The organism is Mycobacteroides sp. CBMA 271, assembly GCF_009729205.1.
In the GTDB taxonomy this organism is placed as follows: Bacteria; Actinomycetota; Actinomycetes; order Mycobacteriales; family Mycobacteriaceae; genus Mycobacterium.
In genome coordinates this window covers 1066775-1083531 of the sequence record NZ_VTHB01000001.1, presented here as the reverse complement: position 1 = coordinate 1083531, position 16757 = coordinate 1066775, and the positions used below count along the sequence as shown (strand labels likewise).

Annotated in this window: 7 protein-coding genes; 6 read left to right on the top strand and 1 reads right to left on the bottom strand. The window is 64.5% G+C overall.

Annotated elements, in window-relative coordinates:
* The 3 genes from FZI91_RS05435 to FZI91_RS05425 all read left to right on the top strand — a co-directional run.
* A partial coding sequence (locus FZI91_RS05435; RefSeq protein ID WP_155937616.1) for a condensation domain-containing protein occupies positions 1-3476 on the top strand: 3476 nt, incomplete at its 5' end.
* On the top strand, positions 3473-11242 hold the full coding sequence (locus tag FZI91_RS05430; RefSeq protein ID WP_155937615.1) for a non-ribosomal peptide synthetase: 7770 nt from the start codon (positions 3473-3475) through the stop codon (positions 11240-11242). The genes FZI91_RS05435 and FZI91_RS05430, both read left to right, overlap by 4 nt.
* 166 nt (positions 11243-11408) lie before the next feature.
* A complete protein-coding gene (locus FZI91_RS05425; RefSeq protein ID WP_155937614.1) occupies positions 11409-12212 on the top strand; it encodes a GAP family protein in 804 nt (267 codons plus the stop codon).
* A gap of 117 nt (positions 12213-12329) precedes the next feature.
* Here FZI91_RS05425 and FZI91_RS24175 read toward each other — a convergent pair whose 3' ends face one another.
* A complete protein-coding gene (locus FZI91_RS24175) occupies positions 12330-13217 on the bottom strand; it encodes a CPBP family intramembrane glutamic endopeptidase (RefSeq protein WP_155937613.1) in 888 nt (295 codons plus the stop codon).
* Between the two features lie 57 nt (positions 13218-13274).
* Here FZI91_RS24175 and FZI91_RS05415 point away from each other — a divergent pair, with 57 nt between their 5' ends.
* From FZI91_RS05415 to FZI91_RS05405, 3 genes are all read left to right on the top strand, one after another.
* A complete protein-coding gene (locus FZI91_RS05415; protein WP_155937881.1) occupies positions 13275-14069 on the top strand; it encodes an acyl-[acyl-carrier-protein] thioesterase in 795 nt (264 codons plus the stop codon).
* Between the two features lie 271 nt (positions 14070-14340).
* Positions 14341-15633, top strand: a complete 1293-nt coding sequence (aceA, locus tag FZI91_RS05410; protein WP_155937612.1) for an isocitrate lyase — start codon at positions 14341-14343, stop codon at positions 15631-15633.
* A gap of 183 nt (positions 15634-15816) precedes the next feature.
* On the top strand, positions 15817-16686 hold the full coding sequence (locus tag FZI91_RS05405; protein ID WP_155937611.1) for a 3-hydroxybutyryl-CoA dehydrogenase: 870 nt from the start codon (positions 15817-15819) through the stop codon (positions 16684-16686).
* Positions 16687-16757 lie beyond the last annotated feature (71 nt).

The following is a 16757-nucleotide window of genomic DNA, read 5'->3' as shown; positions in this document are numbered from 1 at the left end:
TCGCCGGTTCCGGGCAGGCAAATGGATACCTCGGCCGTTCGGATCTGACGACAACCCGGTTCGTCGCATGCCCATTCGGGGCTCCCGGCTCCCGGATGTACCGCACCGGAGATCTGGTGCAGTGGGGTGAAGACGGACAGCTGCGGTACGTGGGCCGCGCCGACAAGCAGGTGAAGATCCGCGGATACCGCATCGAACTCGGTGAGGTACACGCGGCACTCGCCCATGTGGACGGAGTGGACCAAGCGGCGGTGATTGCCCGCGAGGACCGTCCCGGTGACAAGAGATTGGTGGGTTACGTCACCGAATCAGCCACCGGGACTTTGGATCCCATTGCCGTGCGTGCCGCATTGGCCGAGCGCCTCCCCGCGTACATGGTGCCGGCCGCCGTGGTGGTGCTGGAGACGCTTCCGTTGACGGTCAACGGCAAGCTCGACACCCGTGCGCTGCCCGCACCGGAATACCAGGATGCCGAGCACTACCGTGCCCCGGCGGATGCGATCGAGGAGATCCTGGCCGGTATCTACGCCCAGGTGCTTGGCGTCGAGCAGGTTGGGGTCGACGACTCCTTCTTTGACCTTGGCGGGGACAGCATTTCGTCCATGCAGGTGGTGGCCCGGGCCCGGGCGGCCGGTTTGCTGCTGCGTCCGCGCGACATCTTTGTCGAGCAGACTGTCTCCCGGCTGGCCCAGGTGGCCGCCTTCGCCGACGGCGAGAGTGCCGTCGTCGACGCCGGTACCGGTGCGGTGGTGGCCACTCCCATCGTTGCCTGGCTGCACGGGCTCGGCGGCAACGTTGACGAGTTCAACCAGACCGTGGTGCTACAGGCTCCCGCGGGAGTCACGGACGACGACGTGGTGATCGTGCTACAGGCCCTGCTGGATCGGCACGCCACCCTGCGTCTGCGCGCGAGCGAAGACTTAGCGGACACCAATGCGGGATGGTCGTTGACCGTGCCCGAGGTGGGTTCTGTCGATGCCCGCGAGTGCCTGTTGGCGGTGGATGTGCTCTCCGATGAGGCGCTGCTGGAGGCGCGTGCTCGGCTGAATCCGGCCGCCGGGTCGATGCTCAGCGGGTTGTGGGAACGTGGCAATAGCCGCTTGGTGCTGATCGTTCACCATCTTGCGGTCGATGCGGTGTCATGGCGAATCCTGCTGGAAGACTTCAATATAGCCTGGGCGCAGCATCACAGCGGGCAACACGTGGACCTGCCGTCTGGCGGCACCTCGTTCGCGCGGTGGTCGACGCTACTCGACGAGCACGCGCGCTCCGCCGACGTGGTCGCGTTGGCCGAGGCATGGCGGCGGGCGGAGGCGGTTCCACCCGCGCTGCCGGCCGCACAGCCCGCCATCGACACCTACGAGGCCGCGGGCCAGCTGTCGGTGTCGCTGGATACCGACCTCACCCGCCAGTTGTTGAGTGAGGTGCCCGCCGCATTCCACGCTGGGGTGCAAGACATTCTGCTTATCGCATTCGCCTTGGCATGGAACGAATTCCTCGGCTCCGGTGGTGCAGCGATCGGCATCGACGTCGAAGGCCATGGTCGTGTCGAAGAAATAGGTGGACTTGACGATCGAAACATTGATCTCTCGCGCACCGTGGGTTGGTTCACCAGCAAGTACCCGGTATCGCTGGCCGTCGGCCAGCTGACGTGGGCTCAGGTGGTGGGCGGTGATACCGCTCTGGGGCCAATCATCAAGGGCGCCAAGGAAGAATTGCGCGCATTGCCTGACGGACTGACCTACGGACTGTTGCGGTACATGAACGCCGATGTTGACCTTTCCGGGCCGGACCCGGCGCTCGGATTCAACTACTTGGGCCGCCTCGGAGCCGGCGCTGCGGACCTCTCCGATGATCTGTGGCGGATCGACCAGGACGGGGTGTCTATCACGGCGGCGGCAACATCGGTGCCGACACCGCTGGGGCACACCATCGAACTCAACGCGGGCGTCATGGAGAGCCTGGAAGATACTGCGACAGAGGTCAGTCCGCGTCTGCACGCAACGTGGACCTGGGCGCTCTCGGTCTTGAGTCACGACCAGGTGGACCGGATCAGCCGGCTCTGGTTCGATTCTCTGGCCGGGATTTGCGCGCATGTGCGCTCCGGCGGCGGTGGGCTGACTCCGTCCGATGTTGCCCCGGCCCGGCTCACCCAGCGGCAGCTCGACGATCTGCATGAACAGCACCAGATCGCCGATGTATTGCCGCTGACCCCGTTACAGCAGGGACTGCTGTTCCACTCGAACCTGGCGTCAGCCGGCAGTCCAGATGGCTCAGACGACAATGACGATCTCTATGCCGTGCAGCTCGATATCGCCTTGAGCGGCCCACTGGATCCCAAGCGGCTGCGCGATGCGGTGCATAGCGCGATCAAGCGTCGACCAAACGTGGTGGCCCACTTCTACGAAGAGTTCGGTGAGCCGGTACAACTCATTGCGGCCGATCCGGAGTTGGCTTGGCAGTTTGTCGAGCTGGACAACGAGGGCGTTGACGCCCCGGCGCAGGTCGAGCGGCTGTCCGCCGCGGAACGCGCGGCGGTCTGCGATCTCGGCCGGCCGGCCTTCCGTGCCGCGTTGGCGCGCACCGGAACAGACGAGTACCGATTCCTGCTCACCAATCATCACATCGTGCTCGACGGCTGGTCTAAGCCGATCCTGCTGCAGGAGATTTTCGCCAGTTACTTCGGTGAGCGGTTACCAGCACCGGTGTCGTATCGCCGATTCGTCACCTGGCTGGCCGGACAGGACAACAGCACCGCACGATCGGCCTGGGGCAAGGTGTTTGACGGTTTCGAGGCCCCGACGCTCGTCGGACCGCCGGGCCGGATGACACTCGGACGGCGCGGCGTCGAATCCTTCGAGGTGTCCGCCGAAACCACGCAGGCTCTTGGTGAGCTCGCGCGGTCGTGCCGGACCACGGTCAGCACTGTGCTGCAGGCGGCGTGGGCGCAGCTGCTTATGTGGCTCACCGGCCAGAACGATGTTGCGTTCGGCACGGCGGTATCGGGCAGGCCCACCGACTTGGTCGGCGCGGAATCGATGGTGGGTCTGCTGATCAACACGGTGCCGGTCCGCGCGACCATCACTCCGTCCACCACGATCGCCAGCCTGTTGAACCAGTTGCAGGGCGCGTACGGCGACACGTTGGAGCATCAGCATTTGGCGCTCAACGAGATTCACCACGTCGCCGGGCACGACCAGTTGTTCGACACGATGTTCGTCTACGAGAACTACCCGATCGACACGGCAGCGCTGTCACGGGTGCATGAGTTGTCCATCACCGGTTTCAGTAATCGCGAGTACAACCACTATCCGCTGGCGGTGCAGGCAACGCCTGGGCACCAGTTGGGCCTTCGCGTCGAGTTCGACACCGATGTCTTCGACGTCATCCGTATCGGAAAGTTGGTCAAGAGGTTCCAGCGGGTGCTGGAGGCCATGACATCTGATGTCAAAGGGAAAACGAAGGAGCCTTCATGAGCGCCGATCCCACCCGGACGTTGTTGTCGATGGACCTACTCGATGACGGTGAACACGACCGAATCGACGAGTGGGGCAACCGCTCGGTGTTGACCGAGCCCGCGTCAGAAGCGGTTTCGATCCCGGTGCTGTTCGACACGCAGGTGCAGCGCGCACCGGAAACCGTCGCGCTGGTGTGCCGGGACCGGTCATGGACCTACCGACAGCTCGATGAGTCGACCAACCGCATTGCCCACCTGTTGACGAGCAACGGTGCAGGGCCGGGTGAGGTTGTGGCGCTGTTGGTTCCGCGTTCGGGCGAGTCGATCATCGGACTCTTGGCGGTGCTCAAGACCGGGGCGGCCTATCTGCCGATCGACCCTGCGCATCCTGACGAACGCATCAAGTTCATGGTTTCCGATTCGGAACCGGTAGCGGCGCTGACCACCGCGGACCTGAGCTCACGATTCGACGGGCTCGATGTGCGGGTGGTCGAGATCGACGATCCAGTGATCGACGGCCAACCCAGCTCAGCCCTTCCCGCGCCTCAGCACGACGACCTCGCCTATATGACCTACACCTCGGGCACCACGGGTGTTCCCAAAGCGGTGGCCGTCACCCACCACAACGTGACCCAGTTGGTGGATGCGGTGCGCGCCGATCTACCTGCCGGGCCGGGTGAGGTGTGGTCGCAATGGCATTCGTTGGTTTTCGACGTCTCGGTGTGGGAGATCTGGGGCGCGCTGCTGCACGGCGGTCGCCTGGTGGTGGTACCCGAATCGGTGGCGTCGTCGCCGGATGATCTCCACGATCTATTGATCAACGAAAAAGTCAGTGTCCTGTGCCAAACTCCTTCGGCGGCAGGGATGTTGTCACCGGAACGGTTGGAGTCGACGACGCTCATCGTTGCCGGCGAGGCCTGCCCGACCGAGCTGGTGGATCGATGGGCGGCCAGCGGTCGAACCATGATCAATGCCTACGGTCCGACTGAGGCCACGATTTACGCGGCGATGAGTGGACCGCTGCGGCCGGGATCGAGTGTGGCACCGATCGGTTCGCCGGTGCCCGGAGCGGCCCTGTTCGTGTTGGACAAGTGGTTGCGGCCGTCACCGGAGGGCGTGGTCGGCGAACTGTATGTGGCCGGTAATGGGGTGGCGCCCGGGTACGCCCACCGCTCCGGACTGACTGCGTCGCGCTTCCTTGCCTGCCCCTTTGGCGGGCCGGGCTCGCGCATGTACCGCACCGGAGACCTGGTGCAGTGGGGCGAGGGCGAATCGGCCGGGCAGCTCCTATATTTAGGTCGCGCGGACGAGCAGGTGAAGATCCGCGGATATCGCATCGAACTGGGGGAGATCCAGGCGGCACTGGCCCGGCTGGACGGGGTTGAGCAGGCGGTGGTGATCGCCCGCGAGGACCGTCCCGGCGACAAACGCCTCGTCGGCTACATCACCGGAGCTGCTGACCCTGTCGAGGCCCGCACCATGCTCGCCGAAAGACTGCCGGCGTACATGGTTCCGGCCGCCGTGGTGGTGCTGGAGACACTGCCGCTGACGGTGAACGGAAAGCTGGACAAGCGTGCCCTGCCCGCACCCGAATACCGAAGTGTCGGTGCCGATTACCGTGCACCCTCCGGTCCGGTCGAGAAGGTCTTGGCTGATATTTATGCCCAGGTGCTCGGGGTCGACCGGGTGGGCGTGGATGAATCGTTCTTCGACCTCGGCGGCGACAGCATCCTGTCGATGCAGGTCGTGTCGCGGGCCCGTGCAGCCGGTGTGCAGTGCCGGCCGCGCGACATCTTCGTCGAGCAGACCGTCGCGGGAGTGGCTCGAGTCGCGGTGTTGACCGACGGTCAGGGCGGCGCCGTGGACGAGGGTATCGGGCCGGTGCTGGCCACCCCGATCATGCGGTGGCTGCAGGGTGTGCAGGGGCCGATCGATCAGTTCAATCAGACGGTGGTTCTGCAGGCTCCGGCCGGGGTCACCGAGGACGACGTCGTCGTCGTGCTGCAGGCCCTGTTGGATCGGCATGCCACCTTGCGACTGCGCGTGCAGGAAGGCACGACTGACGTCGCCGGCGCCGACTGGTCGCTGACAGTCCCAGAAACGGGCGTGGTGGACGCGCGTGAATGCCTGCAGGTTGTCGACGCTTTGTCCGACGAGGCGTTGGTCGCCGCCCGCACTCGACTCAGCCCGGCCGCGGGGGTAGAGGTGAGTGCGGTGTGGGTTCCCGACACCGGGCAGCTCGCGCTGATGATTCACCATCTCGCCGTAGACGGCGTCTCTTGGCGGATTCTCTTGGAAGACTTGAACATCGCCTGGGCCCAGCACCACGGTGGGCAGCCGGTAGAGCTGCCGACAGGCGGAACCTCGTTCGCCCGGTGGGCATCGCTACTCGACGAGCACGCGCGTTCCGCGGAGGTGGTCGCCCTGGCCGATACCTGGCGTGAGGTGGCTGCCGTGCCGGCGGCCTTACCGGCGGTGCTGCCCGAGTTGGACACCTACGCCACTGCGCGAACGCTGTCGATGTCGCTGGATACCGAAACCACCCGAGAGCTGCTGGGTGAGGTTCCGGCGGCGTTTCACGCTGGGGTGCAAGACATTCTGTTGATCGCTTTCGGACTGGCGTGGAACGAGTTCCTGGACTCCAACGTGCCCTCCATCGGTATCGGCGTCGAGGGCCACGGGCGTCACGAAGAGCTCGCCGGCGACGTCGACCTGTCGCGTACCGTCGGCTGGTTCACCACCAAGTACCCGGTGGCGCTGACCGTCGGCGGGCTTTCCTGGAAAGAGGTAGTGGGTGGAGATGCGGCGCTCGGGCCAATCATCAAGGGCGCCAAGGAACAACTGCGCGGCCTTCCGGATCCGTTGACCTATGGGTTGCTGCGCTATCTGAACTCCGACGTCGATCTGAGCGGACCCGAGCCGACCGTCGGATTCAACTATCTTGGGCGCCTCGGCGCCGGTGCCGGGGACCTCACCGACGAACTGTGGCGGATCAACGAGGACAGTCTTTCCTCGACCGGCGCGGCCTCGGCGGTCTCCATGCCGCTGATGCACACCGTGGATCTCAACGCCGGAATCATCGAAGACCGGGTAGGCGGTTCGGACACAGACTCCGGACCGCATCTGCGGGCCGGCTGGACCTGGGCGCCCTCGTCGGTCACCGAGCCTCAGGTGCAACGACTGAGCCAATTGTGGTTCGAGGCCTTGAGCGGAATTTGCGCTCATGTGCGCGCAGGCGGAGGCGGATTGACGCCGTCCGACCTGGCACCGGCTCAGCTGAGCCAGCAGCAGATCGACGAACTGCACGAGGAACACGACATCGTCGACGTGCTGCCGTTGACACCCATACAGCAGGGCCTGCTGTTCCACACCACGTTCGCGCGGGCGGCCGGTGTGCTGGACCAGGCCTCGGGGAACGGTGCCGCGGGCGTCGACTTCTATGCGGTGCAGCTCGACATCACGGTGACCGGTCTCGTGGACCAGCTCCGGCTCCGCGACGCGGTCCATGCCGTCGTTCGTCGTCATCCAAACTTGGCCGCCCGCTTCTGCACACAATTCGGCGATCCGGTACAGGTGATTCTTGCCGACCCGGTGATCGCATGGCGGTACCTCGACCTTCGCGGGGACGACCTGACCCCCGATGAGGAGATCCAGCGGCTCTGCGCTGCCGAGCGGTCCGCGGTCTGCGACCTTGCGGACCGGCCGACTCTCCGTGCCGCGTTGATCCGAACGGAAGGGAACCAACACCGCTTCGTCCTGACGTTCCATCACGTCGTGATCGACGGTTGGTCGCTGCCGATCTTGCTGCAGGAGATCTTCGCGAGCTACTTCGGGCAGCGACTGCCGGCACCGTCCTCGTACCGCAGCTTCGTCGGCTGGCTGGCAGACCAGGATCGTGACGCCGCACGTGCCGCCTGGGGCAAGGTACTCGACGGATTCGATACCCCCACGTTGGTGGCCCCACCGGCGCCTCCGGGACCTCGCGGTGTTGAGTCCTATCGGGTGTCTGCCGAAATCACGCAGGCCCTCGGGGATCTTGCGCGATCGCAGCACACCACCATCAGCACGGTATTGCAGGCCGCCTGGGCGCAGCTGCTCATGGTGATGACCGGTCAGGACGACATCGCCTTCGGCACAGCGGTTTCGGGCCGTCCGGCGGATTTGGCCGGAGCCGACTCGATCGTGGGTCTGCTGATCAACACCGTGCCGGTACGGGCGCGTGCCACCGCGACCACCACGGTCGCGGACCTGCTGGGGCAGCTGCAAAGCACCCACAACGACACCATCGAACACGAGCACCTGGCGCTCAACGACATCCACCACATCGCAGGTCACGAGCAACTGTTTGACACGCTCTTCCTGTACGAGAGCTATCCGATCGACACCAGCGCGTTCATGGGCGTGCAGGAGTTGGCCGTCACCGAGTTCGTGACCCGCGAATACAACCACTACCCGCTGTCTGTGATGGCACTGCCGGGGCATGAGCTGGGTATTCGTATCGAATACGACGCCGACAAGTTCGAGGTGGCCGGCATCGAGACACTGTTCGAGCGCTTCGAACGGGTGCTGGTCTCCATGACGGGCGATGCCACCCGGCGTCTGTCGGCGATCGATGTGCTGCAGGCCGGCGAGCACGCTCAGCTCAACGACTGGGGCAACCAAACGGTCTTGGCACGCGGGTCGGAGCCGGTGTTGTCTATTCCGGAGGTGTTCGCCCAGCAGGTCAATCGGGCACCGGAAGCGGTTGCGCTGACATTCGACGGTCGTTCGACGTCCTATGGCGAGCTCGATGAGGCCGCCAACCGGCTGGCCAACTTGCTGGCTATTTATGGGGCCGGTCCGGGTGAGTCGGTGGCCCTGCTGATGCCACGCTCAGATGACGCCATCGTGGCGATTCTGGCCGTGCTGAAGACCGGTGCGTCATATCTTCCGATCGATCCCTCGGTGCCGGACACCCGCTTGGAGTTCATGCTGTCCGACGCGGTGCCCATAGCCGCCGTCACCACCGCCGAGCTGCGTAGCCGGTTCGAGGGATCGGGTGTGTCGGTCGTCCAGTTCGACGATGCCGATGACGACCCGACCGGCGCCATCTATGGCCACACGCCGTTGTTGACGCCAGCCGCCGACGACATTGCGTACACGATCTACACCTCGGGAACCACCGGTGTCCCCAAGGGCGTGGCCATCGCGCACGGAAACGTGACCCAGGCGCTCAAGTTCCCGCTGACCCACATGCCCACGGGCCCGGGTGAGGTGTGGACGCAGGCAGGGTCCCTGGTCTTCGACATCACCGTGTGGGAGATCTTCGGCGCACTGTTGCACGGTGGGCGACTTCTGATCGTGCCTGATTCCGTCGTCCGATCGCCCGACGACTTCCGCGATCTGCTCATCCGTGAACGGGTCACTGTTTTGTTCCAAACTCCTTCGGCGGTCGGGGTTTTGTCGCCCGAGGGACTGGACGGCATGACGTTGATCGTCGCCGGCGAGGCTTGCCCCACCGACGTGGTGGATAAGTGGGCGCCCGGGCGCGTGATGATCAACGGCTACGGCCCGACCGAGACGACGATCTACGCCACGTTCGGCGAGTTGAACGCCGGATCGGGTGTGGTGCCGATCGGTGTTCCCGTACCCGATGCGGCCTTGTTCGTATTGGATAGGTGGATGCGGCCGGTACCTCCAGGCGTCGTCGGCGAGCTCTATGTCGCCGGACTCGGGGTTGGCCTCGGCTATGTGCGTCGCACGGCCCTGACCGCGTCACGGTTCGTGGCGTGCCCGTTCGGAGAGCCCGGGGCCCGCATGTACCGCACCGGGGATTTGGTGCGGTGGGGTGGCTCAGGTTCCGCGGCGGGTCAGCTTGAGTACCTGGGCCGCGCCGACGAGCAGGTCAAGATTCGTGGGTTCCGTATCGAGCTCGGTGAGATTCAGGCGGCGCTGGCGGATGTGGACGGTGTGGAGCAGGCGGTCGTGATCGCTCGCGAGGACCGTCCCGGCGACAAACGTCTGGTCGGATATTTCGTGGGAACCGGTGACCCGGCAGACCTGCGAGGCGCATTGGCCAAGCGACTACCGCCATACATGGTGCCCGCCGCGGTGATGCCGCTGGAGGCGTTGCCACTGACCGTCAACGGCAAGCTCGACAAGCGCGCACTGCCTGCACCCGTGTACGACGACGCCGCGCGCTACCGTGCCCCGGCCACCCCGACCGAGGAGATCCTCGCGGGTATCTACGCCCAGGTGCTGGGCGTAGATCGCGTGGGCACCGACGACTCCTTCTTTGAGTTGGGCGGGGATTCGATCTCCGCGATGCGCGTGGTTGCCGCGATCAACACCGCCTTCGATGCCGAACTGGCGGTGCGAACCTTGTTCGAGGCGTCATCGGTGCGAAGCGTGAGTATGCACTTGCAAGACGCGGCCGGTGCCGGCAGCAAGGGGCCGAGCTATGCATCTGTGCATGGCCCCGGCGCCACCGAGGTGCGGGCCAGCGACCTCACTCTGGACAAGTTCATCGACGAGGCAACACTGCAAAGCGCCCCGACGTTGCCGCGTGTCGACACCAGTCCGCGGACCGTGCTGCTGACCGGGGCGACCGGCTTCCTGGGCCGCTACCTGGTGCTGCAATGGCTCAAGGAATTAGAGCAGGTTGACGGCACGCTGATCTGCCTGGTGCGCGCAAAGTCCGACGACGACGCCCGACGCCGCCTCGACAGCACCTTTGACAGCGGAGACGCCGAGCTCATCCGGGAGTACGAAGCGCTCGCCGCAGATCGTCTGCGCGTGATCGCCGGTGACAAGGCGGAACCCGGACTGGGTCTGGATGAGGACACCTGGCAGCAGCTGGCCGACACCGTCGACCTAATCGTCGATTCCGCGGCCTTGGTCAACAGCGTGCTGCCCTACAGCGAGCTGTTCGGACCCAATGTGGTCGGTACGGCCGAGCTGATTCGGTTCGCGTTGACTACGAAGCTCAAGCCGTACACGTTCGTCTCGACGGCCGACGTCGGCCGCGAGATCGAGAAGTCAACCTTCCTTGAGGACGCCGACATTCGGGTCATCAGCGCTACTCGGCCTTCCGACGGGAGCTATGCCAACGGCTATGGCAACAGCAAGTGGGCGGGCGAGGTGCTGCTGCGCGAGGCTCACGAGCAGGTCGGGTTGCCGGTCACGGTGTTTCGTTCGGGCATGATCATGGTCGGCACCAGTTACGCGGGCCAGGTAAATGCGTCCGATACGGTCGCCCGGATGGTGCTGAGCATCGTCGCCACCGGCGTGGCCCCCCAATCCGTCTACCGGCTCGCCGATGACGGCAATCGTCAGCGTGCGCACTTCGACGGGCTGCCAGTGGAATTCGTCGCGGAGGCAATCACCACGCTGGGAGGACAGGCGGCCTCTGCCGGGTCCTCGCCGGGATTCGAGACCTTCCACGTGATGAATCCGCATGACGACGGCATCGGAATCGACGAGTATGTCGACTGGTTGATCGAGGCCGGACACCCGATCGAGCGCGTCAGTGATTTCAGCGAATGGGTGACGCGGTTCGAAGACGGATTGCATGCGCTGCCCGATCATCAGCGCCAGGGGTCCGTGTTGCAGATGTTGAAGATCCTGCAGGATCACGGTTGGGACGGGAAGCCGCCGGATCCTTCGCGGGGGTCCATGGCGCCGGCGGACCGGTTCCAGGAGGCGGTGCGACAGGCGAAAATTGGTTCCGGTCACGACATCCCGCAAGTCTCGGCGCCGATCATCGCGAAGTATGCGACCGACTTGCAATTGCATGGATTGCTTTAGCATGCGAGAAATGGTTGGGGCTGCAACGCGCGTTATTGCATGATGGCTAAGTCGGTTGGACTGCCTTCTGTCGAAATGGTTGGGTATCTTTTTAATGCGCCCAGCATAATTCGGCGATGTCCGGCTCGTCCTGTCGTTCGAGAGCAAACAGAGTAGGGTTACCGATATGTGGCGCGAACTATTGGGGTTGGCATTTCTGATGTCACTCAATCCGGTGCTGCTTGGCCTGATTTTGGTGGTGATATCCCGGCCTCGGCCGGTGCAAAACCTGCTGGCCTTCTGGGTTGGTGCCCTGATTGTGAATGTGCCGTCGTTCCTGGTTGCGCTTTTCGCATTGCATCTCGTACCGAGTTTCGCGTCCTTTGCAAAGAATCTGGCGACCGCAGATCCGGGCTCTGGCATCAAGCCACTCCAACTTGTCACGGGCGTGCTCGCGCTGGTGGTCGCCGTTCTGCTTGCGGTGCGGCTTCGTGTGCGCCGGCGTGAGAGTCAGCCGGTGGCGGCCGGCGAGAGCGGGGATTCGTCGGTCTTAGTGATGGACCCGGAGACGCCGACAGTCGAATCTCGATCGGTAGGCCGTGTTCGGAGTGCGATCGCAGGTGCCATATCGAGGGTTCGGCGTCTTCTCCATCTGGGGAAGGGTGCCTGGGAAAACGGGGCACTGTGGGTCGCACTGGTGCTCGGCATCGGCTACATGCCGCCGCCTCCGCTGGTTCTACTGGTCGACACCATCATCGTGGGGTCGGGAACTGCGGTCGGCACGCAAGTTCTCGCTGCCGTCGTGTTCGTCTTCGCGATGCTCGCCGTTTTCGAGATCGCGCTCATCAGCTACGTGATTGCCCCGGCGAGAACCCAGGCGGTACTAGAGCCGGTCCACAATTGGGCACTCGCGCACCGCAGCCTGGTTCTGCTGGTCCTCTTTGCGGTGGTCGGAGTTTGGCAGGTGCTCACCGGAGTGGGCCTGGTCTGATCGTCCTGCCCTAACTTCCTCGGAACGGCTTTCGGTAGTGGGTGGGACTCATCCCGAACCCGCGCCGGACTGTGCGTGATCGCGGCGGTGATGTGCCTGTTGGTGCGTGATCGGCCGTCAGGTGACCAGTAGATCGAGGTAGATCAGGTTGATGGCGACGTGAATGGCTATCGGAGCCCAGATGTTTCGGTATCGGCTCCATAGATACCCCTGCATGACGCCGAAGGTCCCCTGGACCGCGATGATCGTCGCGAGGTCCACGGCCAGCGTGCTCACGTGTACGTGCGAGGCGATATGCATGGCGGCGAAGAGGATCGACGATGTTGCGATCGCGGGCCATCGGCCGACCACGGACTCCAACCGCGTCTGCAGAAAGCCGCGGTAGAACACCTCCTCGAGCACGCCCGCCGTCAACAGGGTGATCACCGATGCCACGGCCATAGTGACCGGATCGGGCAGGCTCGCCGGTGCGATGGCCGGCGGAGCCAGCGGGCCGAGCCGGGCCAGCAGGAACCATGCGACGACCGGAACGATCGGCGCGAGCGCACGGGTGCGGTCCAGCCGAGTGATCCATCGCGCCTTCGAACCATCCCCGCGAAACGCGCGGAACGCGAGCAGCGGAATCACCAGGAATATCAGGACTTTGAGCGGGCTGTAGATGACGTCGCGCGTCATCCCGGCCGCGGTTGCGGCGACGACAAGGGCGGGAAAGGCGATGGCGGCACCGACCAGCACCCAGACCTCGCGGGTGATGCGCTGCCGGTCGATGTCGGCGAGTGGATCGAGGGTGGCAAGGCGCGGAGGTACCAGACGCGTGAGGAGCAGCACGATCAGCGCAGAGGTCAGCGGCATCCACAGCGGATAGGGCTCGGCGGACTCATCGGACGAAAACCGGACGGAATGCTGGCCGGTGATCATGAGACCGCCGATGGCGACGGCGAATATCAGGGCACCGGAGGCGAGTAGACCTCGGCTGAGTTGTCTGCGTGCTGGGGTGGTCGCCACAGGCCCAGCTTAGGAACCTGTTTCGAAAGATGGGTGTGTGATGATCGGGGCGTGAGCATGGAAGTCAGCACCGGCCTCGACAAGGACATGATGCCCGTTCCCCACGCGCATCCCCAGGTTTACGAGGGGCGGTGGCCCGTCCGGATAGCCGACGTCGACGCCGGTGGGCGGCTGCGCCTCGACGGCGCGGCCCGGCATATCCAGGACATCGGACAGGATCACCTTCGTGGGGTGGAGGCCGAGGAGACGCACCCACATTGGGTCGTCCGCCGCACCATGATCGACGTGATCAAGCCCATCGAGTTCCGGGAAGCGCTGTGGCTGCGCCGTTGGTGTTCGGCCACATCCAATCGGTGGTGCCAGATGCGGGTGCGGCTTGACGGTCGCGACGGGGGACTGGTGGAGTCCGAGGCATTCTGGATTCACGTCAGTCGCGAAACCCAGGGTCCCGCCCGTATCGAAGACGACTTCCTGGCCACCGTCGCCTCCACCACGGATGTGGACCGGTTGCGGTGGAAGCCGTACAACAAGCCCGGTAGCCGCGAGACCGCGACCGATATCCGGGACTTCCCGGTGCGTTTCACCGATATGGACCTGTTCGACCACATGAACAACTCCGTGTACTGGAGCATCGTGGAGGACCACCTCTCGCGGCATCCTGAGCTGCTGTCCGCCCCGTACCGCGTGAGCATTGAGCATGACTCCGCGGTAGCGCTTGGGGACAAGCTCGAGATCATCACCAACGTCTACGAGGACGGAACCGCCTTCGGTGTCCAAGGTCGCGCTGTTACAACGCTCACATATGTCGTTGGCGATGAGGTGAAGGCCCTCGCCTCGATCTTCGCTCGATAACTAGACACGGCGTCGATCGTTTAACAGTACGAGCGTTCTGAACAGGGGATTGTTGGTTACCGGCCGGTAGCAACAGTACGGGCGTACGATTAGCCGCTTCGCAAAGTTTGCAAAAGCCCGTTAATACCTAGCGAAAATTGGCATTGGGAACGGGTGGACCTGCGCATATGGTCTGTGACATCGTCGTAACAGTCAACACAGTGAACGTGCCTGAGCGTTAACAATCTGCTTATGGCAGCCAAACGTCAGGGCAAGTAACAGAGGAGCACCAATGTCGAATGTCGGCAAGCCGCGCACAGCGGCCGAAATCCAGCAGGACTGGGACACAAACCCCCGCTGGAAGGGCATCACCCGCGACTACACCGCCGCTCAGGTCGAGGAGCTGCAGGGTTCGGTCGTTGAAGAGAACACCCTCGCGCGTCGTGGCGCCGAAATTCTGTGGGACGGCGTCACCAAGGGCGACGGCTCCTACATCAACGCGCTGGGCGCACTGACCGGCAACATGGCCGTGCAGCAGGTCCGTGCCGGCCTCAAGGCCATCTACCTGTCCGGCTGGCAGGTCGCCGGCGATGCCAACCTTTCGGGCCACACCTACCCGGACCAGAGCCTGTACCCGGCCAACTCGGTGCCGGCCGTCGTGCGCCGCATCAACAACGCCCTGCTGCGCGCCGACGAGATCGCCAAGGTTGAGGGTGACACCAGCGTCGACAACTGGCTCGTGCCGATCGTCGCCGACGGCGAGGCCGGCTTCGGTGGCGCCCTGAACGTCTACGAGCTGCAGAAGGCGATGATCGCCGCGGGTGCCGCCGGTACCCACTGGGAGGATCAGCTGGCCTCGGAGAAGAAGTGCGGCCACCTCGGTGGCAAGGTGCTGATCCCCACCCAGCAGCACATCCGCACGCTGACCTCGGCTCGCCTGGCCGCGGACGTCTCGGGCACCCCGACCGTCGTCATCGCCCGTACCGATGCCGAGGCCGCCACCCTCATCACCTCCGATGTGGACGAGCGCGACCAGCCTTTCGTCACCGGTGAGCGCACCGCCGAGGGCTTCTACAACGTGCAGAAGGGCATCGAGCCCTGTATCGCGCGTGCCAAGGCCTACGCCCCGTACGCCGACCTCATCTGGATGGAGACCGGTGTGCCGGACCTCGCGGTCGCCCGTAAGTTCGCGGAGGCCGTCAAGTCCGAGTTCCCGGACCAGCTGCTGTCCTACAACTGCAGCCCGTCCTTCAACTGGAAGCAGGCCCTGGACGACTCCACCATCGCCAAGTTCCAGAAGGAGCTGGGGGCCATGGGCTTCACGTTCCAGTTCATCACGCTGGCCGGCTTCCACGCCCTGAACTACTCGATGTTCGATCTGGCCTACGGGTACGCCCGCGAGGGTATGACCGCTTACGTCGACCTGCAGGAGCGCGAGTTCGCGGCCGAGGCCCGTGGCTACACCGCCACCAAGCACCAGCGTGAGGTTGGCGCCGGGTACTTCGACCGGATCGCCACCACCGTGGACCCGAACACCTCGACCGCGGCTCTGAAGGGCTCGACCGAAGAGGGCCAGTTCCACTAGGTCGCCTCGTCTAGCCGGGCTTTGCGCCCACGTCAAGACTCTCGGTGTGACCCACTGAGTTGACAGCACAGGCCCCGCCCACGTATCCCGTTGGGCGGGGCCTGTGTGCTGGATGGATGAGCCGCTTGCGCGAAGTCCAGCAGGCAATAGTCAAAACTAACAACGATGTTCAGGAGTTCAAGAATGAGTGACGGAATCTCGCGGGTAGGCGTCATCGGTGCCGGACAGATGGGCGCGGGTATCGCCGAGGTATCGGCACGTGCCGGTGTGGACGTGCTGGTGTTTGAGACCACCTCGGAGCTAGCACAGGCTGGCGAAGGCAGGGTCCGTAAGTCGCTGGACCGCGGCGTTTCCGCCGGGAAGATCACCGAGCGTGAGCGCGATGCCGCCGTCGCCAACCTCAAGTTCACCACCGACCTGGCGGACTTCGCTGACCGCCAGCTCGTCATCGAGGCCGTCATCGAAGATGAGGCGATCAAGGCCTCCATTTTCGCCAAGCTGGACGCGGTGATCACCGATCCCGATGCGGTGCTCGCGTCCAATACTTCCAGCATCCCGATCATGAAAATCGCTGCGGCAACCAAGAATCCGGGCCGGGTGCTGGGTCTTCACTTCTTCAACCCGGTGCCGGTGCTGCCCCTCGTGGAGCTGATCTCGACGCTGGTGACCACGCCCGAGGCCGCCGCGCGTACCGAGGCCTTCGCCAGTGAGGTGCTGGGCAAGCAGGTGGTGCGCGCCGCCGACCGCTCCGGCTTCGTGGTCAACTTCCTGCTGGTCCCGTACCTGTTGGCGGCCATCCGGATGGCCGAATCCGGTTTCGCCACAGTCGAAGACATCGACAAGGCCGTAGTCGCCGGACTGTCACACCCGATGGGCCCGCTGCGGCTGTCCGACCTCGTTGGCCTGGACACGCTCAAGCTCATCGCCGACTCGATGTACGACGAGTACAAGGAGCCGCTGTACGCGGCCCCACCGCTGCTGCTGCGCATGGTCGAGGCGGGACGTCTCGGCAAGAAGAGCGGCGTCGGCTTCTACGAATACAAGGCCAAGTAGCTTCTCGCGCCGACAGTAACGCCACGCAGGGGATCGGGTCGAAATCTCTGCGTGGCGTTACTGTTGGCGCT

Excerpts from the sequence above, each read along its gene's own strand:
- FZI91_RS05430 (WP_155937615.1), top strand. The coding sequence starts at position 3,473 with ATGAGCGCCGATCCCACCCGGACGTTGTTGTCGATGGACCTACTCGAT.
- FZI91_RS05425 (WP_155937614.1), top strand. The coding sequence starts at position 11,409 with ATGTGGCGCGAACTATTGGGGTTGGCATTTCTGATGTCACTCAATCCG.
- FZI91_RS05415 (WP_155937881.1), top strand. The coding sequence starts at position 13,275 with ATGGAAGTCAGCACCGGCCTCGACAAGGACATGATGCCCGTTCCCCAC.
- aceA (WP_155937612.1), top strand. The coding sequence starts at position 14,341 with ATGTCGAATGTCGGCAAGCCGCGCACAGCGGCCGAAATCCAGCAGGAC.
- FZI91_RS05405 (WP_155937611.1), top strand. The coding sequence starts at position 15,817 with ATGAGTGACGGAATCTCGCGGGTAGGCGTCATCGGTGCCGGACAGATG.